Raw genomic sequence first — 26,120 nt, 5'->3', positions numbered from 1 at the left:
TCACTCCAAGTGGTCACGCACGGTGTCGAGGAACACGTTGCGGTTGGGGCGTATGCACGCCCAGACCCTCTCGTCCTGTGGGTCTCCCGGATCCTCGGGGCCGTTCCTGATCACGTTCTGCACATCGTGGGCGAGGCGGTGCGCCGCCGTGTTGACCTCGGACCCGCACAGCATGTGGATGGTCTTCTGCGTCACCCACATCCTGTCGACGACCTGCCTCGCCCGCGCCTCCCACTGCTCGTCGGTCTGGCTGTGGTGATACCGGTCCACGGCGACCCGCTCGGCCTCCTGCACCGCGGACAGGAAGTCGACGAGGTGGGTGACGCGTTCCTTGCGGCGCTCCTCGGCGCGGTCACGCACACTCCGGCGCACGTCGGCCCGCTCGGAGGCACGCCCCAGCCAGTACTGGGCCATCGAAGACACGAACCCGCCGAGTACGACGCCGAAGTACGGCGCGAACGTTGTCCACGTCACGCCTCACTGTGGCATCGGCGCGGTGGATGTCACCGCACTTTCGGATATTTCAGACGGAGCACCGTCTCCTGCTGTAAGCGCGTCCGGGCCGCGTGCGTCACTCGGGCACGGTGAAGTAGCGCGCGAACGCCGGGATGATCTCCGTCTCGCCGATCGTGCCGTCGCCGTCCGTGTCGAGCGCGGCGGCGGTCGCACGGGCGATGTCCTCCGGCACGTGGAAGACCCGCAGGACCCGGGCGGTGTCGGCGACGGTGGCCCGTCCGTCCGCGTCCTGGTCGGCCACGGCCAGGGCCGCGTGCAGGAAGGGGCGCGCGATCTCGGCGAAGCGGTCGGGGTTGTCGCGCAGGCGCTTGACCGCGCCGGTGACGAACTCCTCGCGGGTGATGCGCTGGTCGCCGTCCCGGTCCGCGATGCCCGCCATGCCCTGCCAGAAGGCCTCCGCGCCGGCGTACAGCGCCTGGCCACGGTCGGAGCGGGCGGGTACGGCGAACTCGGCGAGCAGGGCCTTGGCCGCGGCGCTGAAGTCCTCGCGGTCGATGTAGCCGTTGCCGTCCTGGTCGAAGGTGGCGAACCGGGCGGCGATCCTGCGCTCGTACTCGGTGCTGACCATGTCTGTTCGGGCCGCCTTACGTTGACGTGGGGGTCGACTGGCAGGGAGCGTACGTCCTGGGCGGCGGCAAGGTGGCGGGAAAGCGGTGGTTGTGCCAAGACCGGGGGAATTTCGCGACAACCCTGTGTCGACGGGCGGGGCGGCGCTCAGGCCGAGAGGGGGCCCGCCTCGTCGGTGACGGCGGACTCGACGTCGGCGCGGACGTCGAACAGGCGGCGCACGCCGAGCGCGCCGAGCACCCGGTTGACGTGCGAGCCGTCGTCCGCGCCCCGGTCCGGCAGGATCAGCCGCAGCCGGCCCTGGCAGGAGCGGATCAGCCGGCGTGCGGCTATCAGCACGCCGACGCCGCTGGAGTCGCAGAAGAAGACCTCGGAGAGGTCGAGGATCAGACTGTGGTGGCCCTCGGCGACCACGTCGTGCACGCGTTGGCGCAGCACCGGGGAGGTCATCAGGTCCAGTTCCCCGGACACCTGGAGCACGGCCCACTCGTCCTGTTCGACGCCGGTCACCCTGAATGTCACGGCCACGCCCCTCCGCTCGCCGGATCTCCCGGAACCGCCCGGAAACGGAAGCAGTTCCTACGTTTCTTTCCGCGCGGCTGCCCAGCGGCCGTTCCCTGAAACGTCGAGCAGCAAACCGTGGGCGATCGGCAAGGGTCTTGTTTCAGTCACTACCGATCCGGTTCGATCGGAGATGGACACACATCGAGTGAAGGATGTGTGAAGAGGGCACTATCACCTGCGACGCCGCCGGGGGCGCATGTTGACACAAAGGGGCGTGCGCTGTCGGTCGTGCCGACTACATTCGAGGTGACGATGCAGAGAGGCTGGACGGGCCGGACAGGGCCGAGGGGAGGCAACATGGCGCACAAGGACGTACCGCCGCGCTGGGACCGCAAGATGCAGCAGCGGCTCGCGCGCGGTGAGGCGGCCGCCCTGGGCGAGCTGTACGACCGGTTCGCCTCGCTCGTGCACAACCTCGCCCACCGCGTCCTCGGCGACGAACGGGCGGCCGACGGCGTCACCCGGGAGGTGTTCGCCCACGTCTGGGAACACCCCGACACCTACGACCCCAAGCAGGGCCCGCTGCGCTCCTGGGTCGCCGCGGTGACCCACCGGCTGGCCGTGCAGCGGCTGCGCGCCACCGAGACCGCCGCGCTCCCCCGGGGCGAGAGCGGCTCCGCGGAGGAACTGGAGAGCCTGGAGAGCAAGGTGCGCCGCGCCTCGGTCGCCGCCCGCGCCGACTACATCGTCCACTCCATGCCCGCCCCGCTGCGCGCCGCCCTGGAACTGGCCTACTTCCAGCGCCGCGACTACCGCCAGACCGCCGTCGACCTCGGCGTCACCGAGGACGAGGCCCGCCGTCGGCTCCGCCTCGGGCTCCAGTTGCTGTCCACCGCCCATGACGCCGGCACACCGCCGGGATACGGGGGTGCGGCGTGAGCGGAACGGAAGGGTTCGGGGCGCACGACGGCCGCGACGAGGACGGAGCGCGCGGCGGCTTCGCGGGCACACCCGGGTCGGGCTCGGGGGCCGGTGGTGTCCCGCCGGGCGCCGGTGGTCCCCGACCCGACCGGTCGCCGCCCCGGATACCGTTTCCCCGCGCCTCCGTCGAGGACGGCGGACGGCCGTTGCCCGACCTCGCCGACCTGGGGGATCTCGCACCCGTGCCGCTCGACCTGTCGCACGACGTCCTGAGGTCGCTCCTCGGCGCCTGGGCCCTGGCCGCCTGTTCGGCGCCCGAGACCGCGGCCGTCGAGGATCACCTGGGCGGCTGCGGCACCTGCGCGGAGGAGGCGCTGCGGCTGCGCGAGGCGGTCGGTCTGCTGCACCAGCCCGAGAGCCTCGACCTGGACCCCGCTCTGCGCACCCGCGTCCTGGAGAGCTGCCTCGACCGCAGGCCGCCGCGCATCCCGGTGCCCGGGTGGGCGGCTCCGTACGACGCCGAGACCGCGCGACTGGACGCGCTGCTGCAGGACTTCGGGGACGCCGAATGGCACGCGCCCGTGCGGCTGCGGTGGTTCGAGGCCGACGCGGCGACGAGCCGCCGTACCACCGTGGCCGGGGTGATCGCGCATCTGCTGTCAGTGGACGGGCTGGTCGCGGTGGCGCTCGGTCTGGAGGATCCGCTGGCGCGGCTCGTCGAGGAGGCCGCCCAGGGTGAGCCGGGTGAGCGGCGGGTGACGGGACCGGCCGAGCGGACCGAGGCGTTCTGGCGGACGTCCCACTTCCCTCCGACGCGTTCCGTGCGCGGGCCGTGGCGGGAGCAGAGCCACAGCCTGGTCCGGACGGTGTCCTTCACGGGCGGCACCGCGGGCGGGCTCGCGGTTCCGTACGGCGACTTCGAACTGCCGCTGCACGACACACTGCTGGACCGCGCCTTCGAGTGCTGGGTGCACGCGGAGGACATCGCGGAGGCGGTGGACTACCCCTACGAACCGCCCGCGCCGCGTCACCTGCACAGGATGATCGACCTCGCCGCACGGATGCTGCCCGTCGCGCTGGCCGAGCGGCGCCGGGCGGGGCTGTCCGCGCCGGGGCGGACCCCGCATCTCGTGCCCGCGGGGACACCGGGGCGCAGCCTGCGGCTGGAGATCGAGGGTGCGGCCGGCGGTGAGTGGCTGATCCCGCTGGACTCGCCGGCCACGGCCGGCTCCGCCGACTTCGAGGTGGCCCATGTCGCCCTGGACGGCGTGGAGTTCTGCCGCCTCGCCGCGGGCCACGTCCCGCCGGAGGAGGCCGCGGCGGGACAGGTGGGCGACCGGGAGGCCATCAGGGACGTGCTGTTCGCCGCGGCGGGGCTGAGCCGGATGTGAGCCCGGGGCCCACGGCCGCGGCTCAGTGGACGGAGAACCCGCCGTCCACGAAGAGCGACTGGCCGGTGACATAGGCGGAGGCCGGCCCGGCGAGGAACACCGCCGCGCCCGCGAAGTCCTCGGCCAGCCCGTTGCGTCCGACCAACGTGCGCTCGGCGAGCGCCGCCACCTTCTCGGCGTCGGACGCCAGCCGCGCGTTGAGCGGTGTCATCACGAAGCCCGGCACCAGGGTGTTGCAGGTGACGCCGTACGGCGACCAGGCCTCGGCCTGGGAGCGGGCCAGCGACTCCAGGGCGCCCTTGGATACGCCGTAGGCGCCGCTCTGCACGAAGGCGCGGTGCGCCTGCTGGGAGGTGACGTGGATGATCCGGCCGTAGCCGCGCTCGGCCATGCCGGGCCCGAACCGCTGCCCCAGCAGGAAGGGCGCCTCCAGGTTCAGGGCCATGGTGGCGTCCCACACGTCCTCGCCCAGGTCGCTCATCGGCGGCCGCAGGTTGACCCCGGCGCAGTTGACGAGGATGTCCGGCTCCCCGAACACCCCGGCCGCCTCCTCGGCCGCCGCGCGCACGCCCTCACGGGTGCTCAGGTCGGCGCTGACCCAGGCCGCCCGGCAGCCGCGGGCGGCCAGCTCGTCCACCGTGGCGGCCAGCTGCTCCTCCTTGCGCGCCACGACCACCACGCTCGCCCCGGCACGTGCCAGCGCCCCGGAAACGGCCCGCCCGATGCCGGAACTCCCACCGGTCACCACGGCGACCCGGCCGTCCAGCGAGAACAGTTCCGAGAGATAAGCCTGAGAGGTCATGGCCGAAGCCTAGGGTCCTGCTCGGAGGGGACAGCAGGCCCCCGGGGACGGCGGGCCTCCGGCAACCGGCCTCAGGCGAAGACCACCGTGCGGCGGCCGTTGAGCAGGATCCGTCGTTCCGCGTGCCACTTGACCGCGCGCGCCAGCGCCTGGCACTCCACGTCCCGCCCGATCGCGACCAGTTGGTCCGGGGTCACGCCGTGCCCCACCCGCTCGACCTCCTGCTCGATGATCGGGCCCTCGTCGAGGTCGGCGGTGACGTAGTGGGCCGTGGCGCCGATCAGCTTGACGCCCCGCGCGTGCGCCTGGTGGTACGGCTTGGCGCCCTTGAAGCTCGGCAGGAACGAGTGGTGGATGTTGATGATCCGGCCGCTGAGCTGCTTGCACAGGTCGTCCGAGAGGACCTGCATGTAGCGGGCGAGGACGACCAGCTCGACCTTCTCCTCGCGCACGATCTCCAGCACTCGTGCCTCGGCCTCTGCCTTGGTCTCCTTCGTCACCGGAATGTGGTGGAAGGGGATGTTGTACGAGCCCACCAGCTCTTCGAAGTCCGTGTGGTTCGACACCACGGCAGCGATCTCGACCGGCAGCGCGCCGATCCGCGCCCGGAACAGCAGGTCGTTCAGGCAGTGGCCGAACTTGCTGACCATCAGGACGATGCGCATCTTCTCGTCGGCCCGGTTGATCTGCCAGTCCATGTGGAAGGTGTCACCGATCGCCGTGAAACTCGCCCGCAACTTGTCCACGGTCACCGGCGCCTCCGCCGAGAAGTGGACGCGCATGAAGAACAGACCCGTGTCGTGGTCGCCGAACTGCTGGCTGTCCTCGATGTTGCAGCCGGTCATGAACAGGTAGCTCGACACGGCGTGCACGATGCCCTGCTTGTCCGGGCAGGCGAGGGTGAGGACGTACTGGTCCGCCGGGGCGGCGGGCGCGGACTGCTCGTTCATGCACTACAGAATCCCATACCCGCCGTCCGCCGTGGGGCGTCGTCCCGCAGGACGGGACGCCCGCCGGGCGATCGTCCCGCGGCCCCGCCGCGGGCTAAGCGGACCTGGTCATGATCCGCAGGACTTCCAGGCTGCGCGGGGGCGCGTCGGGGTCGTCGCCGTCACTCGCCGCGAGGCGCAGGTGCGCGTCCCGGGCCGCCCGTACCGCCTCCGGCCACGCGTGGTGGTCGAGGTAGGCGGCGACCGGCGCGTCCGGGCCGACCTGGTGCATGATCCGCAGCACCCGCAGGACGGCCGTGTCGACGAGCGCCGCCTCCTGCGAGTCCCGGAATATCGTGCCGACGTACTTCTCCGCGGACCAGTTGTCCAGCCAGGTGTCCTCCACCAGCCGGTAGACGGCGTCGGTGACGTCGCCGTACCCGTCCACGCCTGCCAGCCAGACGTCCCGCTGGAACACCGGATCGGAGAGCATGTGCAGCGCGGAGCGCACATTGCTGCGCCAGCGCCACCACGGCATGTCGTTCAGTGGCATGCCGCCCATGGTGGAGGAGCGACGGCCGCGACGGGAAGAGTTCTCCGAACCTTGCACGGTCATCGATCGTACGTTCCCCGCCACACTGATCACACCAGCCCCTGCAATTCACCTGGGTGTCACCTTTCGTTGACCGAGGGTCACTCCTCGGTTCGCGGTGTGAGGGAATCGTGCGTGTCCATGACCGGCAGGCGACGCTTCCGCAGCACCTTCCCCCTTTCCTTCTCCCGGCCCGTCAGAGCCACCGCCCTGTCCGCGGGCGCCCTGGCCGCGTGTGCGTCGCTCACCGCCGGATGCGGGGCCATCCCCGGTGCCACGGGGGGCTCCGGGGGTGGCCCGATCAAGGTCATGACCTGGGCGCCCCAGAACACCGACGCCACCAACAAGCCCGGCATGCCCGCGATGGCCCGCGCCTACGGCAAGTGGATCAACGCCCACGGCGGCATCAACGGCCGCAAGCTCGAGGTCCTGACCTGCAACGACCACAACGACAGCGTGGGCGCTGCCAGGTGCGCCCGCCGGGCGGCGGCCGAGGGCGTGGTCGCCGTCGTCGGCTCCTACAGCCAGTTCGGCGACTCCTACCTCGCCCCGCTGGAGAGCGCCGGCATCCCCTACATCGGCGGCTACGGGGTCACCAACGAGGAGTTCACCGGCTCCATGTCGTACCCGGTCAACGGCGGTCAGCCCGCCCTGCTGGCCGGCCTCGGCAAGGCGCTGGCCACCTCCTGCGGCCCCATCTCCCTGGTCCGCCCCGACAGCATCGCCGGCGACCAGCTGCCCGCCCTGCTCGACTCGGGCCTGAAGGCGGGCGGGCACGCGGCGGCCGAGGACCAGCTCGCCGCCGAGAACGCCACCGAGTACGCCGGCCAGGCCGATCAGGCGCTGCGCTCCGCCACCCGGGACGTGCTGAAGAAGGGCTGCGTGGTCCCCGCGCTGGGGGACCGCACCGACACCTTCATGGACTCCTTCCGGCGGGCCCGCGAGGGCTTCCCGAAGGTGCGCACGGCGACCGTGCTGGGCAGCGTCGACCAGAGCCTGATCAACGCGACGGGCGGGGCGTCGGGTCCGTACGAGGGCGCGTACATGACCAGCTGGTACCCCCCGGCTTCCGACTCGCGGTGGGACCAGATGAAGAAGGTGATCAACGAGGAGGCCTTCGGCGACAACCGCATCGACCCCGCGGACGCCGGAGTGCAGACCACCTGGATCGCCTACATCGTGCTGAAGGCCGCACTGGAGAAGATCGGGGGCGGCGAGGTGAGCGCCGACGGCGTGCGGCACACCCTCGACGACGACCTGAAGGTGTCCACCGGCGGCCTCACCCCGGCCCTGCACTGGCCCTACGAGGGCAAGCTCGCCGGGCTCGGCCTCCCGCGGCTCGTCAACGCCGACGTGACCCTCCAGGTGGTCGAGGGCGGCCGGCTGGTCGCGGCGAAGAAGACCGCGGGCGTGGGCATCGACGGGATCACCGACATGACGAGCACGCTGGAGAACGCGGACCTGGACTGACGGCCTCGATCCGGCCGGTCCGGTCCCCCGGCGCCCGCCGACCTCACAGCTGGGTCGGCTGGCGCTGGGTGAGGCCGTACTTCTTCGCGATGGTGTTCCACAGCGCCGCCGCCTTCACCTTCTGTGCGCTGGCGGTGGTGCTCTCCCGGTTGCCGGCCTGGGTCTGGGCGGTGCCGCGGGCCTGGCCCTTGTGGCAGCCCTTCTTGCCGCCGCCCACCTGGTCGGCCCAGGCCGCGTAGTGGTTGTCGGCGGCCGCGGACGCCTGCCAGGCCCGGGTGAGAGCGGCGGTCAGCTCGGCGTTGCCGGGCAGCTTGTCGACGGACAGCTTGCCCAGCCGGGTGACCAGACCGGCGCGCTGCTTGGCCGCGTCGCGCAGGTCGGAGGCGGACTGGCCGAGGTTCCTGCACTGCCTGACGTTGCCCACCGACTGGATCACCGTGGCCCGGCTGCTGCCGCTGTCCGCGAGCAGTTTGTCCAGTTCGACCGCCTGCTGCCGGGCGGGGTCAGGGGCGGCCGAGGTGGCGTCCTGGGTGGCCGGGGCCGAGGCGGCGACGGTCTTCTCCCCGCCCTTGTCCCCGCCACCGCCGCTGAGCAGCGCGCCGGCGCCGACGCCGAGGACCACGATCCCGACGCCCACGGCGGCGATCAGCGGCACCCGCGAGCCGCTGCGGCCTCCCCGGCGCCCACCGTCGTCGTCCACGGGCGGGCCGTACGACGGCTGCTGCGCCGGACCCGGATAGCCGCCCGGCGACTGCACGCGCGGCATCTGCTGGGTGGCACCGGCCGGGCTCTCGCCCCCGGCCGGACCGCCGCGGAAGAGGTTGTCGAACTCGGCGGGCGGCTGCCGGTCGCCGCCCTGGGCCTGCGCGGCGTACGGCGGTATGTACTGCGTGGCCTGCGCGTCGGGGTGGGCGGCCGGCGCGGCCGGCTGCTGCGCGCGCCCCAGGTACCGCGTCTCCTCGCCCGCGGTCTCGGGCGGCAGCGACCCCGGTGCCACCGGCGGGATGTACTGCGTGGCGCCCTCGGCGGCGGGGACCGCCTGGACCGGGGGCAGGTACTGGGTCGCGCCCTCGTCCGCCGGGGAGGCCGGGACCGGCGGGATGTACTGCGTCGCGCCGTCGGCCGCCGGGGGCAGGGAGGCGCCCTGCGCCGGGTACGCGTCCGGCAACGCGGGGGGCAGGGAGGCGCCCTGCGCCGGGTACGCGTCCGGCAACGCGGGGGGCAGGGAGGCGCCCTGCGCCGGGTACGCGTCCGGCAACGCCGCGGGCTGGGACGCACCCTGCGCCGGGTACTGCTGCTGCGGCTGCTGGTAGGCGCCAGGGGCGCCGTAGGCGGGCTGCTGGGCGCCGCCGTCCTGCGGCTGCCGGTCGCCGCCGTACGGGGAGCCGTAGGCGCCGCCCTGGTCGCCGTGGCCGTAGGCCTGACCGCCGTACGACGGGGCCGGTGCGCCCTCCGGGGGGAGCGGGCCGGGGCCGTTGCCGGCGGGCTGCTGCTGCTCCGGGGCGCCCCACTGCTGGGCGGGCGCCGGGGGCCAGCCCTGGTCCTGCTGCGGCTGCTGCCCGCCCGGGCCCCACGCGCCGCCCCAGGCCTGACCGCCGGCCGGCGCCGCCACGGCGGGGGTGCCGGTCATGCCGGGCAGCAGCGGCTCGCCTCCGTCGGAGGGCAGCACGATGCCTTCGTGCGCGGGTCGCGCCGAGGGCTCCTCGCCCTGTCCACTCTGCGTCACCGGGACTCCTACGAATGGGGGACCTTCGGAATCGTCGGCTCACGCTACCGGGTCCCCCGAGCCGGGTGCCACGCAGCTCAGGACGCGATCTTCTTCCCTGTGACAGCGGTAACAAAACCGCCCCGCGGCACGCTGTTCATGGCACCCGTCGTACGTCGGCGCCCCGTTTCCCGTGCGTTCACGCAACCGCGGGGGCGGTGTTCAGGCGGCCTGCTGGACGTCGAGACGGGCCCCGAACTCCCGGACGACCGCTTCGTCCCGGAAGGGTTCGAGGCGCTGCTGGAGGTCCTCCAGGTACTCGGCGCCCCGGTTGGAGCGGAGCGTCTCCAGCAGTTCCACCGCCTTCGTCCCGGTGTTGCAGGCCTGCTCGATCTCGCGCTGCTGCACCTGGGCCGTGGCGAGCAGCACATAGCCGATGGCGCGGCGCCGGGCCCGGGAGGCGGGATGCCCGGCCAGCGACTGCTCGGCGTACCGGGCCGCCGCCTCGGGCTGCCCCAGGTCGCGATGGCAGTGCGCCAGCTCGTCGGCCAGATAGGCCTCGTCGAAGTGGGCGATCCACACCGGGTCGTCCCCTGAGGCCGCGTCCGCCTGTTCCATCGCCGAGATCGCCCGCCCGGAGGCGGCCTGTGCCGCGCGGACGTCACCGAGCAGAGCGTGCCCGCGGGCCTCGGCCGCGTGGAACATCGCCTCCGCGCGCGGGGTCACACGGTCACGCGCCCCCTCCTGCGCCGCCCGCGCCAACTGGGAGATCTCGCGCGGGTTCCCGAGCTGTGCGGCGAGGTGGCTCATGGAGGCGGCGAGGACGTAACCGCCGTAACCGCGGTCACCGGCGGCCTGGGCGAGGCGCAGGGACTGGATGTAGTACCGCTGGGCCAGGCCCGGTTGCCCGGTGTCCACCGCCATGTACCCGGCCAGCTCGGTCAACCGGGCGACCGTCGCGAAGAGTTCGCGCCCGACCGCCTCCCGGTACGACCCCGCCAGCAGCCCGGAGACGACGCTGTTGAGGTAGTGCACGACGACCGGGCGCACATGCCCGCTGCCGTACTGGTGGTCGAGGTCCACCAGCGCCTGGGTCATGGACCGTACGGCGGCCACGTCGGACTGGCCCACGCGCGGGCCCGCCTGCCGGGCCACCTGGGCGTCCGGCACCGAGATCAGCCAGTCACGGCTGGGCTCGACCAGCGCGGAGGCGGCGACGGACGAGCCGGACAGGAAGTCCCGCCGGCCCACGTCGCTGCGCCAGAGCTCGCAGACCTGCTCGATGGCCCCCAGTACCGTCGGCGAGAACTGGAGACCGACCCCCGAGGCGAGGTTCTTGCCGTTGGCCATGCCGATCTCGTCGATCGTGACCGTACGGCCGAGCTTGCGCCCGAGCGCCTCGGCGATGATCGCCGGGGCCCGGCCCCGCGGCTGCTGGCCGCGCAGCCAGCGGGCCACGGACGTCTTGTCGTAGCGCAGGTCGAGACCGTGCTCGGCGCCGCACATGTTGACCCGCCGGGCGAGCCCGGCGTTCGAGCACCCCGCTTCCTGGATGAGTGCCTGCAGCCGTTCGTTCGGCTGCCTCGCCACGAGAGGCCTTGCGGCCATGTGCTACCCCCTGCGAACCCCTGGAGCGTGAAGATCCGGCCGGAAGGTTCCGGTCATGAAGATCACTGCCCAGCTGACATACCGTCAATGCGTGACATGTGCGGTTTGCCGGGGTAAAGGCAGATGCCATCCCCATTCCTGGCTACCCAGTCAGGCCCCGCTTCCCACCGCGCGCCCCCGCCTGTGCACCCGTGCGCCCCAGCCGCGGAACCGATGCTCCTCCCCCGCGCACGTTGCGGCCGTAACTCCAGGTGAATGCGGGAGTTGAGTGGAGCGTGGAAGAGACGATCGTGGGCCCCGGAGCCGCTCATATTCCGAAGCAGCGCGGGGAATCGCTGCTGGACACCGCCGTGCGCTATGCCGAGGAGCGCCACTGGGACGTGTTTCCGGGCACCTGGCTCGAAGCCGTCGACGGGGTGCAGCGCTGCTCCTGCGGCGATGTCTCCTGTCCCGCGCCGGGTGCGCATCCCGCGCGCCCCGACTGGGCGACGCAGGCGACCGGCAGCGCGACCGTCGCGCGCCGCATGTGGCAGAGGCACCCGACGGCGTCGGTCCTGCTGCCGACGGGGCGGACGTTCGACGCGCTGTCCGTCCCCGAGAGCGCCGGTTTTCTGGCGCTGGCCCGGATGGAGCGGATGGAGTCGACCCTGGGGCCGGTGACTCTGACTCCGGACCGGCGCATGCACTTCTTCGTGCTGCCGGGGGCTTGCGCGAAGGTCCCCGAGCTGGTGCGGAAGTTGGGGTGGTCGTTGTCCTCGCTGGATCTGACGCCGTTGGGGGAGGGCGCCTACGTGGCCGCTCCGCCGACCCGGTTCGGGTCCCGGGGGGCCGTGCAGTGGGCCTGCCGGCCGACTCCGGCGAACCGATGGCTGCCGGACGCCGAGGAGTTGATCTCGCCGCTCGCCTACGCGTGCGGCAGGGACAGGTAGCGTGCGCGGTTCCCCGCGCCTCTTTCGGCCGGCCGCACCCGCGTAGGGTTCGGTCCATGACCGAGGCCGCAGTGCGTGTACGGGGACTCTGGAAGCAGTTCGGGCAGCACGTCGCCGTGGGCGGGATCGATCTCGACCTGCCCGCCGGCAAGTTCATCGGGCTGGTCGGGCCGAACGGGGCCGGGAAGACCACCACACTGTCCATGGTGACCGGGCTGCTGCGGCCCGATCAGGGGTCCGTCGAGGTCGTCGGGCATGACGTGTGGCGCGATCCGGTGGCCGTCAAGGCGCGGATCGGGGTGCTGCCCGAGGGCCTGCGGTTGTTCGAACGGCTCTCGGGGCGGGAGCTGCTGGCCTACTCGGGGCGGTTGCGGGGGCTGCCCGGCGCCGAGGTCGACAAGCGGGCCACGCAACTGCTGGACGTGCTCGACCTGGCCGGAGCACAGCACAAGCTCGTCGTCGACTACTCGACCGGCATGCGCAAGAAGATCGGGCTCGCGGCCGCTCTCCTGCACAATCCCGAGGTGCTCTTCCTGGACGAGCCGTTCGAGGGCGTCGACCCGGTGTCCGCGCAGACGATCCGGGGAGTGCTGGAGCGGTACACCGCCTCGGGTGCCACCGTCGTCTTCTCCTCCCACGTCATGGAGCTGGTCGAGTCGCTGTGCGACTGGGTGGCGGTGCTGGCGGCGGGTCGCATCCGGGCCACCGGGACGCTGGCCGAGGTGCGCGGGGAGCACCCCACGCTCCAGGCGGCCTTCCTGGAGCTGGTGGGGGCGCGCGGCCGGGACGCCGGGTCCGATCTGGACTGGCTGGGCGGCGGGGCGACCCGATGACGAGCCCGACCTCCACCGTCGTGCGGCTGAAGCTGTCGCTGCTGCGCAACGGGCTCAGGCAGTCGGCGGGCCGGCGGGCCGCGTTCGTCGCCTCGGCGGTCGTCGCGCTGCTGTTCGGGCTGCTGCAGCTGCTGGGTCTGCTCGCGCTGCGCGGACACGCCCACGCGGACACCGTCGCCGTGCCGGGCACGGCCGTGCTGGCGCTGGGCTGGGCGGTGATGCCGCTGTTCTTCCCGAGCGGTGACGAGACGCTGGACCCGACCCGCCTGGTGATGCTGCCGCTGCGGCCCCGGCCACTGGTCCGGGCCCTGCTGGCGGCCTCGCTGGTCGGCATCGGCCCCCTGTTCACCCTGCTCGTGCTGGCGGGCTGCGCCCTGTCGGTGGCGCACGGCACGGCGGGCTACGCCGTCGCCGTCGCCGCCGTCGTCCTCGCGCTGCTGGTCTGCGTGGCGCTCGCGCGGGCCGTCGCCACCGCCAACGTACGCCTGCTGACCAGCAGGAAGGGCCGCGATCTCGCCGTGCTCAGCGGGCTGGTGATCGCGATCGGCGCACAGCTCGTCAACTTCGGCGCGCAGCGGCTGGGTTCGTCGGGACTCGGGCAGCTGCAGCCGGTCGCGGACGTGCTGTCCTGGGTGCCGCCCGCGTCGGCGGTCGCGGCGGTGCGATCGGCGGGCGAGGGCTCGTACGACGTCGCGTCCTGCCAACTCCTGGTCACCGTCGCCGGGTTGGCACTGCTGATCGCCGTCTGGGCGCGGAGCCTGAACCGGCTGATGACCTCGCCGGACGGCTCCACCCTGCAGGCTCTCGACGCCGGGACCCGGGACCGCGCCTCCTCGGGCGGCCCCGCGCGACTGCTGCCGGGCGGACGCACGGGCACGGTCATGGAGCGCACCCTGCGCTACATCTGGCGCGACCCCAAGACCAAGGCCGCATGGGTGACCTCGCTGGCCATCGGGCTGATCGTGCCGGTGTTCAACGCGGTGCAGGGCACCGGGTCGATCTACTTCGCGTGCTTCGCCGCCGGCATGCTCGGCATCCAGATGTACAACCAGTTCGGGCAGGACACCTCCGCCTTCTGGATGGTGGCCCTGACCATCTCCTCGGCCCGGGACGCGTACGCGGAGCTGCGCGGGCGGGCGCTGGCCCTGCTGGTGATCACCCTGCCGTACGCCACGCTCGTGACCGTCCTGACGACGGCCCTGCTCGACGACTGGCCCCGGCTCCCGGAGGTCCTCGGGCTGTCCCTCGCGCTGCTCGGGGCGATGCTGGCCACCGGCGCCTGGACCTCGGCCCGCTTCCCGTACTCCATCCCCCAGGAGGGCCACAAGAACGTGGCCCCGGGGCAGGCAGGCCTCGCGTGGATCTCCATCTTCGGCGGCATGGTCGGTGCGGCCCTGCTGTGCTCCCCCGTCATCGCCCTCACGATCTGGCTGAACGTGAGCGCGGGAGGGGACGCGTGGAGCTGGGTGCTGCTGCCGGTGGGTGCGGGGTACGGCGCCGGCCTCACGCTGCTGGGCCTGCGCATGGCGGCCCCCCGAACGGCGTCCCGCCTGCCGGAGATCCTGACGGCGGTCAGCAAGGGCTGACGCCGGCTCTTCGGCACCGGGTCCGGACGAGCAGGCACTCGACCCGCACTCAACCCGCCGGAACAGCCTCGAGAAACGGCTCGAGAGCCGACCGCCAGGCCAGGGGCTGGTCATAGTGGACGAGGTGCCCGGCGTCGGCGACCTCCGCGTACTCCCCACGAGGAAGAACCCGCACCATCTCCTGTGCCTCGGCCCGCCCCAGCTCCCCGTCGAGCCCGCGCACGACGAGCGCGGGGCAGCGGACCTGGGCCAGCTCCTCCCAGTGGGCGTCGTAGACCCAGCTCTCCCGGGTCCGGAGCATCTGCTCCGGCTCGAAGACGGGGCGCCAGCCGTCGGCGGACTCCTGCATGACCTCGGCGTAGAACGCGCCGCGCGCCGGATTCGGCCGCTCCACCCACGGATCGTCCTCGCCGAACCACTTGCGGACATCGGCGAGGGTGGCGAAGGGAACGGGCCAGGAGCTGAACCACTCGGCCCACTCGCGCTGCGACGCCGCGCCGAGCGCGGAGGCCCGCATGTCGCAGATGACCAGGCCGCGCACCAGGTCGGGGCGCCTCGCGGCGAGCTGCCAGGCGGTGAGCGCGCCCATGGCGTGACCGATGAGGACGGCGGGGCCGAGTCCGAGCTGTTCGAGGGCCGCCTCGGCGTCCTCGACGTAGGCCTCGCGGGTGTAGGCGGCCTGTGGGGGCTTGTCGCTCCGGCCATGGCCGCGCTGGTCGAGCGCGACGGCGCGGTGGCGCTCGGCGAGCCAGCGGGCGGTGGACGCCCAGTGCGAGGCGCGGCCCATCAGGCCGTGGAGTAACAGCACGCCCGGAGCGCCCGGCTCCGCCCCCGGTTTGGGCGGGTCGGCGAACTCCCAGGCGGCCAGGCGTACCCCGCCCGCTCCCGTCACGTCGATACGCCGTGCCATCGGCCTGGTACCCCCCAGCTCCGCCTGCCTCGTACCGGTGTACTGCCGTTCTCGCCGTCGTACTGCCGTCGTCCTGCCACCGCAGACTATCGAATGCCTATTCGAAAATACTGCCTCTGCGGACAACACCCCTCATTCGAGTGACACCCCTCAAGGAATGATCGCCGCCCCCCAGGGGATCTTTCTGGCGGGAGGCGGACCGCTCGGGGAAAAACGGTCCGAGGGGATGACCCTGAGAGCTCGGGGCTCCGGGTCAGCACAGGGGAGGACAGGCCCCGGCGCCACACGGCGCCGGGGCCCTCTCACACTCAGCGCTTGGCGACGAACACGTGCGAGGCGACGTCCGCCTCCAGCTCGGCCGCCTCGCCACCGCTGCCCACCAGCACCCCGCCGGCCGACTCCGTCACGCTCACCACCGAACCGGGCTGCACACCCGCGCGCCGCAGCGTGTACATCAGCTGGGCGTCCGTCTGGATCGGCTCGCCGATACGCCGGACGACGACCGTCTTGCCGTCGCTGCCCGGATCCAGGTCGGCCAGCGACACCATGCCCTCGTCCAGGAACGGGTCCGCCCCGTCCTTCTCGCCCAGCTCCTCCAGACCCGGGATCGGGTTGCCGTACGGCGACTCCGTCGGATGGCGCAGCAGCTCCAGGACCCTGCGCTCCACGGCCTCGCTCATCACGTGCTCCCAGCGACACGCCTCCGCGTGCACCTGCTCCCACTCCAGACCGATCACGTCGACCAGCAGACACTCCGCGAGGCGGTGCTTGCGCATCACCCGCGTGGCCAGCCGGCGGCCCTCGTCGGTCAGCTCCAGGTGCCGGTCACTGGCCACGGAGACCAGGCCGTCGCGCTCCATGCGCGCCACCGTCTGGCTCACCGTCGGCCCGCTCTGGTCCAGCCGCTCCGCGATGCGGGCGCGCATGGGGACGACGCCTTCCTCTTCGAGCTCGAGGATGGTGCGGAGATACATCTCCGTGGTGTCGATCAGTCCGGACATACGTGCCCCTCGATTACCTCTGCCGGAAGCCCGGCGCGTGCGCTGGCCCTGAACTCAATTCTGCCGGATCCCACTGACAAGCGTGCGGTACCCGGAAAACGGGAGAGGGTGGCGGCCCCGGCGGCGCCCGCCGCCCCGCCGGTCCCGTGGCCGGGAACAACCGGCCGTATTGACACCGCATTGGTCCAGACCGCAGGGTGATCCGCGACACAGACGCTGCGAAGGGGCACCGCATGAGCGACGGCACGCCTGCCGACCTGTTCTTCGACGCCGCCATCGGCCTGCTGCAACAGGTCCGGGAGGAGGAGGCCGAGGCCATCACCGCGGCCGCCGCCCTGCTCGCCGACACCGTCACCGCCGGCGGCCGCCTGTTCGCCTTCGGCGCCGGACACTCCTCGCTCGCCGCCCAGGACGTCGTCTACCGCGCCGGCGGACTCGCCCTGATGAACCTGCTCACCGTCCCCGGGGTCGTCGGCGTCGACGTCAACCCGGCCACCCTCGGCTCCGCCCTGGAACGCGTGGACGGACTCGCGAGCGCCGTCCTGGGCACCTCCCCGCTCCGCACCGGCGACGCCCTCGTGATCATCTCCCTGTCCGGCCGCAACGCCCTGCCCGTCGAGATGGCCCAGGGCGCCCGCGCCCTCGGCGTGAAGGTCATCGGCGTGACATCGGTCGCCTACGCCTCGCAGACCATCTCCCGGCACAGCTCGGGCACCTTCCTGAAGGACCACTGCGACATCGTCCTGGACTCGAAGATCGCCGTCGGCGACGCGGAACTCACCCTCGACACCATCCCCGCGCCCTTCGCCCCCGCCTCCACCGTCGTCACCAGCGCCCTGATGCAGGCCGTCATGGCCACCACGGCCGCCACCCTGGCCGACCGCGGCATCGAGCCCCCGCTGCTTCGCTCCGGCAACGTCGACGGCGGCCACGACTGGAACCGCAGAGTCATGACCGAGTACGGAGACCGGATCTTCTACCGGCACTGAGTCCCACCGAGGCGGCGTGCCCTACTCCCCCGCCCTACTCTCCCGGCTTCGGCCGCTCCCGCACCGCCTCCGCCAGATCCAGCGCGGCCGCGATCCGCAGGGCCACGTCCTCCGCGTAGGCCGCGTCCGAACGCTCGAAGCGGCTGCGGCCGGACCCCCGCAGAAAGGTGACCACCCCCAGCGTCCGGCCCCGGCTGCGCAGCACCGCGCACAGGGCGTGCACCACGTCGCCCGGCCACTGCCGCGCCAGCGCCCACTCACGCGCCCGCTCCGCCGGCACCGAACCCGCGTCCGCGCGCACCGACCCGGCCCGCTCGACACAGCTCAGCGCCGGATGCCCCTCCTCGTACCGCACCGGCAGCCCGGCCGCGCCCGTGAGCAGACTGGGCCCCGGAGTCCCGGCCGGCGTGGCGGCGAGCCGCACCAGCCGCACCGGAACCGAATCGTCGCCCTCGGCGCGCGGAGCCCCCGCCACCCGGTCGAGCAACGCGTGGTCGGCGAATCCGGCGAGAGCGAAGTCCAGGTGCACGACGGCCGCCTCCGCCGGGTCCTCGCACTCGGCGGCGGCACGGGACGCGCGGTGCAGCTGATTGGTACGGAAGCGCAGCAGGGCCGCCTCCTGCTCACCCTGCTTGGCCTCCGTCACGTCCTGGAACAGCCAGCCCACCCCGAGCGGCACCGGCTCCTCGGCGAGCGGCGACGCCAGCCGCAGAAACCCACTGCGCCAGCAACGCCGCTTCTCGCCCTCCGGCGCGCGCACGGCCACCCACATCTCGGCGGGCGCGGGCGGCGCACCCTCCGCCAGAACATGCGTCAGCGCGCTCTCCAGCTCCTCCACGCCCTGCGCGAGCAACTCCCCGAGCGGCCGCCCGAGCGCCGACGTACGCCCGATGCCCAGAGCCCGCGCCGCGTGCGCGTTGACGACGGCCGGCCGCAGATCGGCGTCGACCAGGACGACGCCCCAGGACGCGTCCTCGAACAGCGCCTCGCTGAGCGCGATGGACCGCTCGAGATCGATCTGCGCATGCACCTCGCTGAACGCGCAGTACACACCCGCCGGCTTCCCGTCGGGCCCGCGGACGGCCGCGGACTGGGTCCGCACCAGAACCCGGCCGCCGTCCTTCGTGACGAGGGCGAACTCGTGCACCTGCCGACCGGGCGCGTGCATGGCCGACATCAGACGGGCCTGCACCTCCTCGGCGTCGGCGCTGCGCACCGCCCACCCCGCGAACCCGTGCCGCCCCACCGCCTCGGCCGCGGTCCAGCCCAGGATGCGCTCGGCCTCACGGTTCCAGTGCGTCACCACCCCGTCCGCATCGAAGGCGCACAGGGCCGCGTCCATGCCGTCCAGCAGCGCGGCGAGCAGGTCGGAGCCGCCGGACTCCTCGGAAGTCGGACCGTCCGGATCGCCGGAGCCGTGGGGCCCACCGCGCTCGGGCTCGTCCGGCCCCAGCTCGTCGGTGGTCCCACTCCGCCGGGAAGCACTCACCTGGACCCCCTGGAGGCTGCGTCCGCGCACGCACGGCGCTCGGTTCGCTCACTGGCCTTCATTCAACTCGAACGTGATGCAGCCCACATCCTGTTCCCGCAAGATTGCGAGAATCAATGCCCGGCGCCGGGGTCCCGCTCCAGACGCAGATCGACCCACTCGTCGCTCTCGCCGTCCAGCACATACCGGTCGATCTCCACGAACCCGCACCGCTCGGCGAACCGCAGCCCGTCCTCGTTCACCGCCAGCACACACGTCTCGACGGCCTTCGCCCCCAGCACGCGCGCGTGAGCGAGCCCCTTCTCGTACAGCGCCGTACCGAAACCACGCCGACGGAACTCGGGCAGCACGCGCGCGATGACGGTCGCGACACCGTCGTCCCCGGCCGGCGGCCGAACCGTGGAACACCCGACGAGCTCGTCACCGAGATAGGCGTTCTCCAGCCGATACCGCCCGACCCGCTCCCGCGCGTCGTCCGGGGACATGGCGGCGGGCGGCACGATCACGTTGTGGACGTGGCGCCATTGGTCGAGCGTGAGGTCGCTGTCGACGGCTTCGATACGAAGATCAGTCACGCGATCAGCGAATCGCCCAGCCCCTCGGGCGTCAACCTGATTCCCCAGCCGTGAAGGGCCCTCGAACGCCGGCCGCGCCAGAGGCCAGCACGGCCTCACCGCCCCGGTCGGCCGGATCAACGTCTCTCACCGGAATCTGTGGCTGCTCCAGCGGTGCGACGGATACGGCTGCAGCGTCCGGCTGGAACCCGCTCGGTCGGGGCAGGCAAAAAACAGTTGAGCCCGCCCCGGCGAATGCTTAGGCTGCCAAGCAAGCAGAAGGGAGGTGATCGGGTAAATGAGTGAAACCCGGACGCGCGAGGTGGCTGCGGGCTAGCGGCTCGCCACCACACGATGTGCGGTGCCGGACCAGCGTGTGCGACAAACACGCAGCCGGCCGAATCCAACGCAGTCACCCGACCCGCGAGCTCGCCGGTACGTCCGGCCGGCTCCTCCGCCGATCAGGCGTAGGAACCGAGCTCGCGGGTCGTCTGCGTTCAGGGGGCGGTCCAGGAGGCTCAGGGGCTGAGCCGTTCCACCTGCCAGGAGCCGTCCGGCCGGGCCACGTACCGCAGCCGGTCGTGCAGTCGGTTCTCCCGGCCCTGCCAGAACTCGACCGTCTCGGGCGCGACCCGGAAGCCACCCCAGTGCGGCGGCACCGGGATCTCTTCGCCCTCGGGATAGCGCTCGCCCAGCTCCTCGTAGGCCGTGTCCAGCTCGTCGCGGGACGCGATCACCGAGGACTGGGCGCTCGCCCAGGCGCCCAGCCGGGAGCCGTGCGGGCGGGTGCGGAAGTAGGCGGCCGTCTCGTCGCGGCCGGTGCGCCGGGCGACGCCGGTGACGATGACCTGGCGGGCGATCGCGTGCCAGGGGAAGAGGAGGGCGACGTACGGGTTCTCCGCCAGCTCGCGGGCCTTGCGGGAGCCGTAGTTGGTGTAGAAGACGAAGCCCTCGGTGTCGTACTGCTTCATCAGGACCGTGCGGGAGCTGGGGCGGCCGGTCGCGTCGGCCGTGGAGACGACCATCGCGTTGGGCTCGTAGAGCGTGCCGTGCAGGGCCGCCCGTGCGGCGTCCTCGAACCAGCCGGCGAACTGGTCCATCGGGTGCGCGGGCAGATCCTTCTCGTCCAGACCCGCGGCCCGGTACTGCTTGCGCATGGCGGCGGGGTCCACGAGGGGGTCGAGGCTGGGGTCGCGGTCGGTCACGCGGTCATCCTGCCGTATCGAACGAGCGTGGCACTCAGTGTCGTGTGGTCTCCCCATCTATGGCACTCGGGGTTATCGTGCTGGTTCCCCCCGCGGTTTGGGTGACCACCGGCTGATAGGGGCATCACCGGGGTGACCGCCGCCGAACCTTCACGAGGAGCCGCCTGATGTCCGATTTCGTACCCGGGCTCGAAGGAGTCGTCGCGTTCGAGACGGAGATCGCCGAACCCGACAAGGAGGGCGGCGCCCTGCGCTACCGCGGCGTCGACATCGAGGACCTCGTCGGACACGTCTCCTTCGGGAACGTGTGGGGACTGCTGGTCGACGGCGCCTTCAACCCAGGACTGCCGCCCGCCGAGCCGTTCCCGATCCCGGTGCACTCCGGTGACATCCGTGTGGACGTACAGTCCGCGCTCGCCATGCTCGCCCCGGTGTGGGGCCTGAAACCCCTCCTGGACATCGACGCGGCCCAGGCCCGCGAGGACCTGGCCCGCGCCGCCGTCATGGCACTGTCGTACGTCGCCCAGTCCGCGCGCGGCCAGGGTCTGCCGATGGTCCCCCAGCGCGAGATCGACAAGGCCGGCTCGGTGGTCGAGCGGTTCATGATCCGCTGGCGGGGTGAGCCGGACCCGAAGCACGTCGCGGCCGTGGACGCCTACTGGACCTCGGCCGCCGAGCACGGCATGAACGCGTCGACCTTCACCGCGCGGGTGATCGCCTCCACCGGGGCGGACGTCGCCGCCGCGCTGTCGGGTGCGGTGGGCGCCATGTCCGGGCCGCTGCACGGCGGTGCGCCCTCCCGTGTCCTCGGCATGATCGAGGAGATCGAGCGGACCGGAGACGCCGGGGCCTACGTCAAGCGGGCCCTGGACCGCGGAGAGCGGCTCATGGGCTTCGGGCACCGGGTGTACCGGGCCGAGGACCCCCGTGCGCGCGTGCTGCGCCGTACCGCCCGCGAACTGGGCGCCCCCCGGTTCGAGATCGCGGAGGCGCTGGAGAAGGCGGCGCTGGAGGAGCTGCACAACCGGCGCCCGGACCGGGTGCTGGCCACCAACGTGGAGTTCTGGGCGGCGATCATGCTGGACTTCGCCGAGGTCCCGGCCCACATGTTCACGTCGATGTTCACCTGCGCGCGGACCGCAGGGTGGTCGGCGCACATCCTTGAGCAGAAGCGGACGGGGCGGCTGGTCCGGCCCTCCGCGCACTATGTGGGGCCCGGCCCGCGGAGCCCGCGTGACATCGAGGGATACGCGGACATCGCCCACTGAGGGGTCGGGTGAGGAGCGCGGGCGCGTACGGCGGCCCGGTGGCCGGTCACGTGCCCGCGCGGCGGAGCCGCATGTCGGTACGGGCCCGCGCCCGTGACAGAGGGCGCCTTTCGCGCCCTGTCTCTCATGCCGCCGTCAGCAGGTCCGCGTGGTGCTTCTCCGCCACCAGCGGATGCGCCCTCAGCTTGCCCTTCAGTTCGTTGTAGCCGTACTCGGCGTACAGGGGGTTCGCCGGGTCGGTGGTGACGCCGGGGGCCGTCCGGGCGTACGGGAAGGGCAGGGGCTCGACCCGGGCGTCCAGGCGGGGGTTGTAGAAGAACGGGACCGAGAAGCGTTCCGTCGCTCCGGGCGGGCTGACCACGCGGTGGTTGGTGGCGATCAGGTAGCCGTTGGTCGCCACCTCCAGGAGTTCGCCGAGGTTGACGACGAAGGCGCCGTCCAGCGGGGGCACGTCGTGGAAGAGGCCGTCCTCGCGCTGGACCTGGAGGCCGCCGACGGTGTCCTGCAGGAGCAGGGTGAGGAAGCCGTAGTCCTTGTGGGCGCCGACGCCCTGGTCGGTGCCGTCGCCCGCGCTGCCGGGGTAGCGGACGAGCTTGAGGTGCGGGTGGGCGTGGTCGCCGAAGACCGGGTCGTAGAAGTCGGCGGGGGCGCCGATGGCGGTGAGGAGTTCGTGCAGCAGGCGCTGGGCGACCGCGCTGAGCTTGTCGATCCAGGCCAGGGCGGCGGTGCGCAGTTCGGGGAGGACGGCCGGCCACTGGTTGGGGCCTTGCAGCCACCAGTAGGGCGGTTCCCCGGGGCCGGGGACGTGGGCGGGGCGTTCGGCGCCTATGTCGAGCTGGTCGCGCCAGTCGCGGGCACCGCGGGTGCGCTCGTCGCCGGTGCGGGTGTAGCCGCGGAAGTGCGGGGAGTTGACGTTGTCGAGGGCGAGCCGGTCGGCCTCGGGGAGGTCGAAGAAGGCCCGCATGGCGGTGAGCAGCGCGTCGGTCTCGGCCGGGGTCACGCCGTGTCCGACCAGCTGGAAGAAGCCGACGTCGTGCGCGGCGCTGTGCAGCTGGGCGTGGAGCAGGGCCCGGGCCTGGGGGCCGCGGTCGGCGGCCGACAGGTCGATGATCGGGAGCTGGTCGTACGACGGGGTCGTCGCGGTGTGCGTCGTCATGTATGCGTCCACAGGGTGTGTGGGCCACGGGCAGGCCGCCGAGGGTAGGGCGGCGCCCAGGATGCCGTAAGAAAGGGAGAAAAAGGGGCTGAATTCAGGCCGAAAGGCGACAGCCCATGCTCGTGACGCGCACGTAGTCCACGTGGCGGCGTCGAACGAGCATCGGAAGCATGGGCCAAGGGTAACGCGCCCCTGTGGTGGCTCCCTCAGCCCAGCGCTTCCTCCAGCAGCACGGCCCACTGGGCCACCACCCGCTCGCGGCGGGCGGTGTCGTCGGTGAGCAGGTTGGCGAGGCCCAGGCCGCGGGCCATGTCGAGCAGGCCCTGGACGGTCTCGCGGGCGCCGGGGCGGGACTCGTCGGCGCCGAGCAACTCGACGGCGATGCGGTGCGTCTCACGGCCGACGCGGGCCTCCAGCTCGGTCACGCGCGGGCGGAGCTGCTCCTCGTCGCAGGCGGCCACCCACAGGTGCAGGGCGGCACGGAAGAGGGGGCCGGTGTAGAGGTCGACGAGGGCGAAGACGACGGCGCGGCGGTCGGCGGCGCCGTCCGGGAACAGGTCGCGCAGAGCGGTGGAGCGTTCTTCGGCGACGTACTCGACGGCCGCCGTGAAGAGGTCCTCGCGGGTCGGGAAGTGGTGCTGGGCGGCGCCCCGGGAGACTCCGGCGCGTTCGGCGACGACGGTGACCGTGGAGCCCGCCCAGCCGTGTTCGGCCAGGCAGGCCACGGCGGCCTCCAGGAGTCGCTGCCGGGTGGCGCGGCTGCGGTCCTGCTTGGGTACGCGGTCGCGTTCCGCCGTACTCACACCACCCATGCCGCATCCCGTCTTTCCAGGAAGGCCGTCATCCCCTCCCGGGCCTGGGCGGAGGCGAACAGCCGGGCCGAGAGAGCGGTCAGCTGTGCCGCGTCCCGGTCGAACGTCTCCAGCACCCTAGCCGTGAGCAGCTGTTTCGTCTCGGCCAGGGCCTGGGGGGCGGATCGGCGCAGGCCGTCGAGGACCGGTGCGAGGGCTTCGTCCACGTCGTCGGCGGTGACGGTGAGCAGGCCCGCGTCCACGGCTTCGGCGGGGGTGAAGCGTTCGCCGGTGAGGTAGTAGCGGGCCAGCGCGCGGGGGTCGGCGCGCGGGAGCAGGGGCAGGGAGATCACCGCGGGGGCGACTCCGATGCGGACCTCGGTGAAGGCGAAGGTGGCGTCGGGGCCGGCGGCGGTGATGTCGCAGGCGGCCAGGAGGCCAAGTCCGCCCGCGCGGACGTGTCCGGTGACGCGGGCGACCACGGGTTTGGGCAGTTCGACGATCTGCCGGAGCAGGCCCACCAGGGCGTCGGGGTCGGGCGGGTCGCGCAGGTCGGCTCCGGCGCAGAAGGTGGTGCCGGTGTGGGTGAGGACGACGGCGCGTACGTCCGGGTCCTTGCCGCAGTCGGTCAGGGCGTCGGCGAGTTCGCCGACGAGCGCGGCGGACAGGGCGTTGCGGGTGGCGGTGGAGTCGAGGCTGAGGGTTTCGACGGCACGCGTGCGCGTGCGTCCGACGAGTGCGGTCATGTGTGCTCCCTGAGCTGCCGGCGGAGGATCTTGCCCGAGGCCGCGCGGGGCACGTCCTCGATGAAGGTGATCCGGCGGACGCGTTTGTAGGGGGCGACGCGTTCGGCGACGTACATCATGACCTCGTTCTCACCGAGGCCGTCGGCGGTGGGCTGGCGGACGACGAAGGCGTGCGGGACCTCGTTGCCGTTCTCGTCGTAGGCGCCGATGACGGCCGCGTCGGCGATGCCGGGGTGGGTGAGCAGCAGTGCCTCCAGTTCGGCGGGGGCCACCTGGAAGCCCTTGTACTTGATGAGTTCCTTCACGCGGTCGACGACGAAGAGCCAGCCGTCCTCGTCGACGTGGCCGACGTCCCCGGTGTGCAGCCAGCCGTCGGTGTCGATCATGTCGGCGGTGGCGTCGGGGCGGCCGAGGTACCCCTTCATCACCTGGGGGCCGCGGATCAGGATCTCGCCGGGCTCGCCGGTGCCCAGGTCCTTGCCGGGGTCGTCGAGGGAGACGATGCGCATCTCGGTGCCGGCGATGAGTCTGCCGACGGTGCCGGCGGGCGCGTGGTGCAGGGCGTCGAGCGGGACGACGTGGGTGCCGGGTGACAGCTCCGTCATGCCGTAGGCCTGGCCGATCGGGGGCAGGCCGAGGCGTTCGGCGCAGGCGGCGGCGAGTTCGGCGGCCAGGGGGGCGGCGGCGCTGATGACGTACTTCAGGGAGGAGAGGTCGTAGCGGGCGACCGCCGGGTGTTTGGCGAGGGCGAGGACGATCGGCGGGGCGACGTACAGGCCGGTGATGCGGTGGTTCTCGATGGCGGCGAGGAAGGTCTCGAGGTCGAAGCGCGGCAGGACGACGATCGTGGCGCCCTTGCGCAGCGGGGCGTTCATCAGGGCGGTCAGGCCGTAGATGTGGAAGAACGGCAGCACGGCGAGGATGCGGTCACCGGGGCCGGCCGGTACGGCGGGCTCCAACTGGGCGAGGTTGGTGGCGATCTGCCGGTGGGTGAGCATCACGCCCTTGGGGACGCCGGTGGTGCCGGAGGAGTACGGCAGTGCGGCGACGTCCTCGGCCGGGTCGAAGCGGATCTGCGGTTCGGGTGCGGTGGTGGCGAGCATGTCGATGAGGGAGCGGTGCCCGGGAGCGCCGTCGCACACGAATATCTCCCCCACTCCGCCCGCGAGTTCGGCGGCCCGGCGGGCGGACTCCAGCAGGGGGGAGGCGGTGATGATCCAGCGGGCCGCGCTGTCGCGGAGCTGCTTGGCGAACTCGTCGGGGGTGGCGAGCGGGTGCACGGTGGTGACGGAGGCACCCGCGCGCGTGGCGGCGTAGAAGGCGGTGGGGAAGGCGATCGTGTTGGGGCTGTGCAGGGCGAGGACGTCGCCCTTGCGGACCCCGGCGTCTGCGAGCGCGGCCGCGAGGCGCCGGTGGAACCGGTCCACCTGCTCGTACGTGAGGGTGGTCCCGTCCGTGCCGTCGATCAGGGCGGGCTGGTCGCCGAAGCCGGCGGCACGGCCCAGAACGGCCTCGTGGATGGGGAGTTCTACGGGCGGGACGTCTGCGTACGCGCTGCGGAACACGGTTCCTCCAAGCGGCTGCGGCGGCCTAGGGCCTCTCTTCTCCTTCGGATCTCGCCGGGGTCGCGCACAAAGTGCCCTCACCCCGAGCCGGCC

25 protein-coding genes are annotated in these 26,120 nt (G+C 72.5%); 8 read left to right on the top strand and 17 right to left on the bottom strand.

Annotation, left to right across the window (positions count from 1 at the left end; translation table 11 throughout):
• From AC07CM_RS28390 to AC07CM_RS28380, 3 genes are all read right to left on the bottom strand, one after another.
• The gene (locus AC07CM_RS28390; RefSeq protein WP_478879279.1) at nucleotides 1-474 is read right to left on the bottom strand and encodes a hypothetical protein; all 474 of its coding nucleotides are present in this window, start codon (nucleotides 472-474) and stop codon (nucleotides 1-3) included.
• Between the two features lie 97 nt (nucleotides 475-571).
• A complete protein-coding gene (locus AC07CM_RS28385) occupies nucleotides 572-1,084 on the bottom strand; it encodes an EF-hand domain-containing protein (RefSeq protein WP_478879278.1) in 513 nt (170 codons plus the stop codon).
• A 146-nt stretch (nucleotides 1,085-1,230) separates the two neighbouring features.
• The gene (locus AC07CM_RS28380; protein WP_478879277.1) at nucleotides 1,231-1,611 is read right to left on the bottom strand and encodes an STAS domain-containing protein; all 381 of its coding nucleotides are present in this window, start codon (nucleotides 1,609-1,611) and stop codon (nucleotides 1,231-1,233) included.
• Between the two features lie 333 nt (nucleotides 1,612-1,944).
• On the opposite strand from AC07CM_RS28380, the gene AC07CM_RS28375 reads away from it, so the two are divergent.
• Both AC07CM_RS28375 and AC07CM_RS28370 read left to right on the top strand, forming a co-directional pair.
• Nucleotides 1,945-2,526, top strand: coding sequence for an RNA polymerase sigma factor (locus AC07CM_RS28375; protein WP_478879276.1), 582 nt, complete (start codon nucleotides 1,945-1,947; stop codon nucleotides 2,524-2,526).
• The gene (locus AC07CM_RS28370) at nucleotides 2,523-3,899 is read left to right on the top strand and encodes an MDMPI N domain containing protein (RefSeq protein ID WP_478879275.1); all 1,377 of its coding nucleotides are present in this window, start codon (nucleotides 2,523-2,525) and stop codon (nucleotides 3,897-3,899) included. Before AC07CM_RS28375 ends, AC07CM_RS28370 begins: the two co-directional genes overlap by 4 nt.
• A 22-nt stretch (nucleotides 3,900-3,921) precedes the next feature.
• Here AC07CM_RS28370 and AC07CM_RS28365 read toward each other — a convergent pair whose 3' ends face one another.
• From AC07CM_RS28365 to AC07CM_RS28355, 3 genes are all read right to left on the bottom strand, one after another.
• Complete coding sequence (locus AC07CM_RS28365; RefSeq protein WP_478879274.1) at nucleotides 3,922-4,701, bottom strand: SDR family NAD(P)-dependent oxidoreductase; 780 nt, start codon at nucleotides 4,699-4,701, stop codon at nucleotides 3,922-3,924.
• 71 nt (nucleotides 4,702-4,772) lie between these two features.
• Nucleotides 4,773-5,651 carry a formyltetrahydrofolate deformylase gene (gene purU, locus AC07CM_RS28360; protein WP_478879273.1) on the bottom strand — a complete coding sequence of 293 codons (879 nt, stop codon included), beginning with the start codon at nucleotides 5,649-5,651 and terminating at the stop codon, nucleotides 4,773-4,775.
• 94 nt (nucleotides 5,652-5,745) lie between these two features.
• Complete coding sequence (locus tag AC07CM_RS28355) at nucleotides 5,746-6,246, bottom strand: SCO4402 family protein (RefSeq protein WP_478879272.1); 501 nt, start codon at nucleotides 6,244-6,246, stop codon at nucleotides 5,746-5,748.
• Nucleotides 6,247-6,363: 117 nt separating this feature from the next.
• Here AC07CM_RS28355 and AC07CM_RS28350 point away from each other — a divergent pair, with 117 nt between their 5' ends.
• Entirely contained in the window at nucleotides 6,364-7,692 is a 1,329-nt protein-coding gene (locus AC07CM_RS28350) for an ABC transporter substrate-binding protein (RefSeq protein WP_478879271.1), read from the top strand.
• 43 nt (nucleotides 7,693-7,735) lie between these two features.
• Here AC07CM_RS28350 and AC07CM_RS28345 read toward each other — a convergent pair whose 3' ends face one another.
• Nucleotides 7,736-9,418 carry a hypothetical protein gene (locus AC07CM_RS28345; RefSeq protein ID WP_478879270.1) on the bottom strand — a complete coding sequence of 561 codons (1,683 nt, stop codon included), beginning with the start codon at nucleotides 9,416-9,418 and terminating at the stop codon, nucleotides 7,736-7,738.
• Between the two features lie 201 nt (nucleotides 9,419-9,619).
• Nucleotides 9,620-11,005, bottom strand: coding sequence for a transcriptional regulator (locus AC07CM_RS28340; RefSeq protein ID WP_478879269.1), 1,386 nt, complete (start codon nucleotides 11,003-11,005; stop codon nucleotides 9,620-9,622).
• A gap of 275 nt (nucleotides 11,006-11,280) precedes the next feature.
• Between AC07CM_RS28340 and AC07CM_RS28335 the strand changes: the two genes are divergently transcribed.
• From AC07CM_RS28335 to AC07CM_RS28325, 3 genes are read left to right on the top strand one after another with little or no spacing between them, the layout of a single operon-like run.
• Nucleotides 11,281-11,934 (top strand): bifunctional DNA primase/polymerase, encoded by a 654-nt coding sequence (locus AC07CM_RS28335; RefSeq protein WP_478879268.1) that lies wholly within the window; start codon nucleotides 11,281-11,283, stop codon nucleotides 11,932-11,934.
• A gap of 56 nt (nucleotides 11,935-11,990) precedes the next feature.
• Nucleotides 11,991-12,767 (top strand): ABC transporter ATP-binding protein, encoded by a 777-nt coding sequence (locus tag AC07CM_RS28330; protein ID WP_478879267.1) that lies wholly within the window; start codon nucleotides 11,991-11,993, stop codon nucleotides 12,765-12,767.
• A complete protein-coding gene (locus tag AC07CM_RS28325; RefSeq protein ID WP_478879266.1) occupies nucleotides 12,764-14,353 on the top strand; it encodes a transporter in 1,590 nt (529 codons plus the stop codon). Before AC07CM_RS28330 ends, AC07CM_RS28325 begins: the two co-directional genes overlap by 4 nt.
• Before the next feature lie 49 nt (nucleotides 14,354-14,402).
• On the opposite strand, the gene AC07CM_RS28320 is transcribed toward AC07CM_RS28325, so the two are convergent.
• The gene (locus AC07CM_RS28320) at nucleotides 14,403-15,263 is read right to left on the bottom strand and encodes an alpha/beta fold hydrolase (RefSeq protein WP_478879265.1); all 861 of its coding nucleotides are present in this window, start codon (nucleotides 15,261-15,263) and stop codon (nucleotides 14,403-14,405) included.
• A 308-nt stretch (nucleotides 15,264-15,571) separates the two neighbouring features.
• Nucleotides 15,572-16,264, bottom strand: a complete 693-nt coding sequence (locus AC07CM_RS28315; RefSeq protein WP_067120881.1) for an iron-dependent transcriptional repressor DtxR — start codon at nucleotides 16,262-16,264, stop codon at nucleotides 15,572-15,574.
• Between the two features lie 233 nt (nucleotides 16,265-16,497).
• On the opposite strand from AC07CM_RS28315, the gene AC07CM_RS28310 reads away from it, so the two are divergent.
• Complete coding sequence (locus tag AC07CM_RS28310) at nucleotides 16,498-17,253, top strand: SIS domain-containing protein (protein WP_478879264.1); 756 nt, start codon at nucleotides 16,498-16,500, stop codon at nucleotides 17,251-17,253.
• A gap of 34 nt (nucleotides 17,254-17,287) precedes the next feature.
• Here AC07CM_RS28310 and AC07CM_RS28305 read toward each other — a convergent pair whose 3' ends face one another.
• The 3 genes from AC07CM_RS28305 to pdxH all read right to left on the bottom strand — a co-directional run bounded on the left by AC07CM_RS28305 (nucleotide 17,288) and on the right by pdxH (nucleotide 20,501).
• Nucleotides 17,288-18,742 (bottom strand): PAS domain-containing protein, encoded by a 1,455-nt coding sequence (locus AC07CM_RS28305; protein WP_478879263.1) that lies wholly within the window; start codon nucleotides 18,740-18,742, stop codon nucleotides 17,288-17,290.
• A gap of 113 nt (nucleotides 18,743-18,855) precedes the next feature.
• Nucleotides 18,856-19,317 (bottom strand): GNAT family N-acetyltransferase, encoded by a 462-nt coding sequence (locus AC07CM_RS28300; RefSeq protein WP_478879262.1) that lies wholly within the window; start codon nucleotides 19,315-19,317, stop codon nucleotides 18,856-18,858.
• Between the two features lie 497 nt (nucleotides 19,318-19,814).
• Nucleotides 19,815-20,501 (bottom strand): pyridoxamine 5'-phosphate oxidase, encoded by a 687-nt coding sequence (gene pdxH / locus AC07CM_RS28295; RefSeq protein ID WP_478879261.1) that lies wholly within the window; start codon nucleotides 20,499-20,501, stop codon nucleotides 19,815-19,817.
• 167 nt (nucleotides 20,502-20,668) lie between these two features.
• On the opposite strand from pdxH, the gene AC07CM_RS28290 reads away from it, so the two are divergent.
• The gene (locus AC07CM_RS28290; protein WP_478879260.1) at nucleotides 20,669-21,769 is read left to right on the top strand and encodes a citrate synthase 2; all 1,101 of its coding nucleotides are present in this window, start codon (nucleotides 20,669-20,671) and stop codon (nucleotides 21,767-21,769) included.
• Between the two features lie 124 nt (nucleotides 21,770-21,893).
• Here AC07CM_RS28290 and AC07CM_RS28285 read toward each other — a convergent pair whose 3' ends face one another.
• The 4 genes from AC07CM_RS28285 to AC07CM_RS28270 form a co-directional block, all read right to left on the bottom strand.
• A complete protein-coding gene (locus AC07CM_RS28285) occupies nucleotides 21,894-22,925 on the bottom strand; it encodes an isopenicillin N synthase family dioxygenase (protein ID WP_478879259.1) in 1,032 nt (343 codons plus the stop codon).
• A 206-nt stretch (nucleotides 22,926-23,131) separates the two neighbouring features.
• The gene (locus AC07CM_RS28280; RefSeq protein WP_478879258.1) at nucleotides 23,132-23,737 is read right to left on the bottom strand and encodes a TetR/AcrR family transcriptional regulator; all 606 of its coding nucleotides are present in this window, start codon (nucleotides 23,735-23,737) and stop codon (nucleotides 23,132-23,134) included.
• The gene (locus tag AC07CM_RS28275) at nucleotides 23,725-24,462 is read right to left on the bottom strand and encodes an enoyl-CoA hydratase family protein (protein ID WP_478879257.1); all 738 of its coding nucleotides are present in this window, start codon (nucleotides 24,460-24,462) and stop codon (nucleotides 23,725-23,727) included. The genes AC07CM_RS28280 and AC07CM_RS28275 overlap by 13 nt, the downstream gene beginning before the upstream one ends.
• Complete coding sequence (locus AC07CM_RS28270) at nucleotides 24,459-26,027, bottom strand: 4-coumarate--CoA ligase family protein (protein ID WP_478879256.1); 1,569 nt, start codon at nucleotides 26,025-26,027, stop codon at nucleotides 24,459-24,461. The genes AC07CM_RS28275 and AC07CM_RS28270 overlap by 4 nt, the downstream gene beginning before the upstream one ends.
• Between the last annotated feature and the right edge of the window lie 93 nt (nucleotides 26,028-26,120).

It is taken from the genome of Streptomyces sp. NPDC044061, from assembly GCF_056434305.1.
The sequence above is the reverse complement of the archived record's forward strand: the minus strand, read 5'-3'. Positions and strand labels throughout refer to the sequence as shown.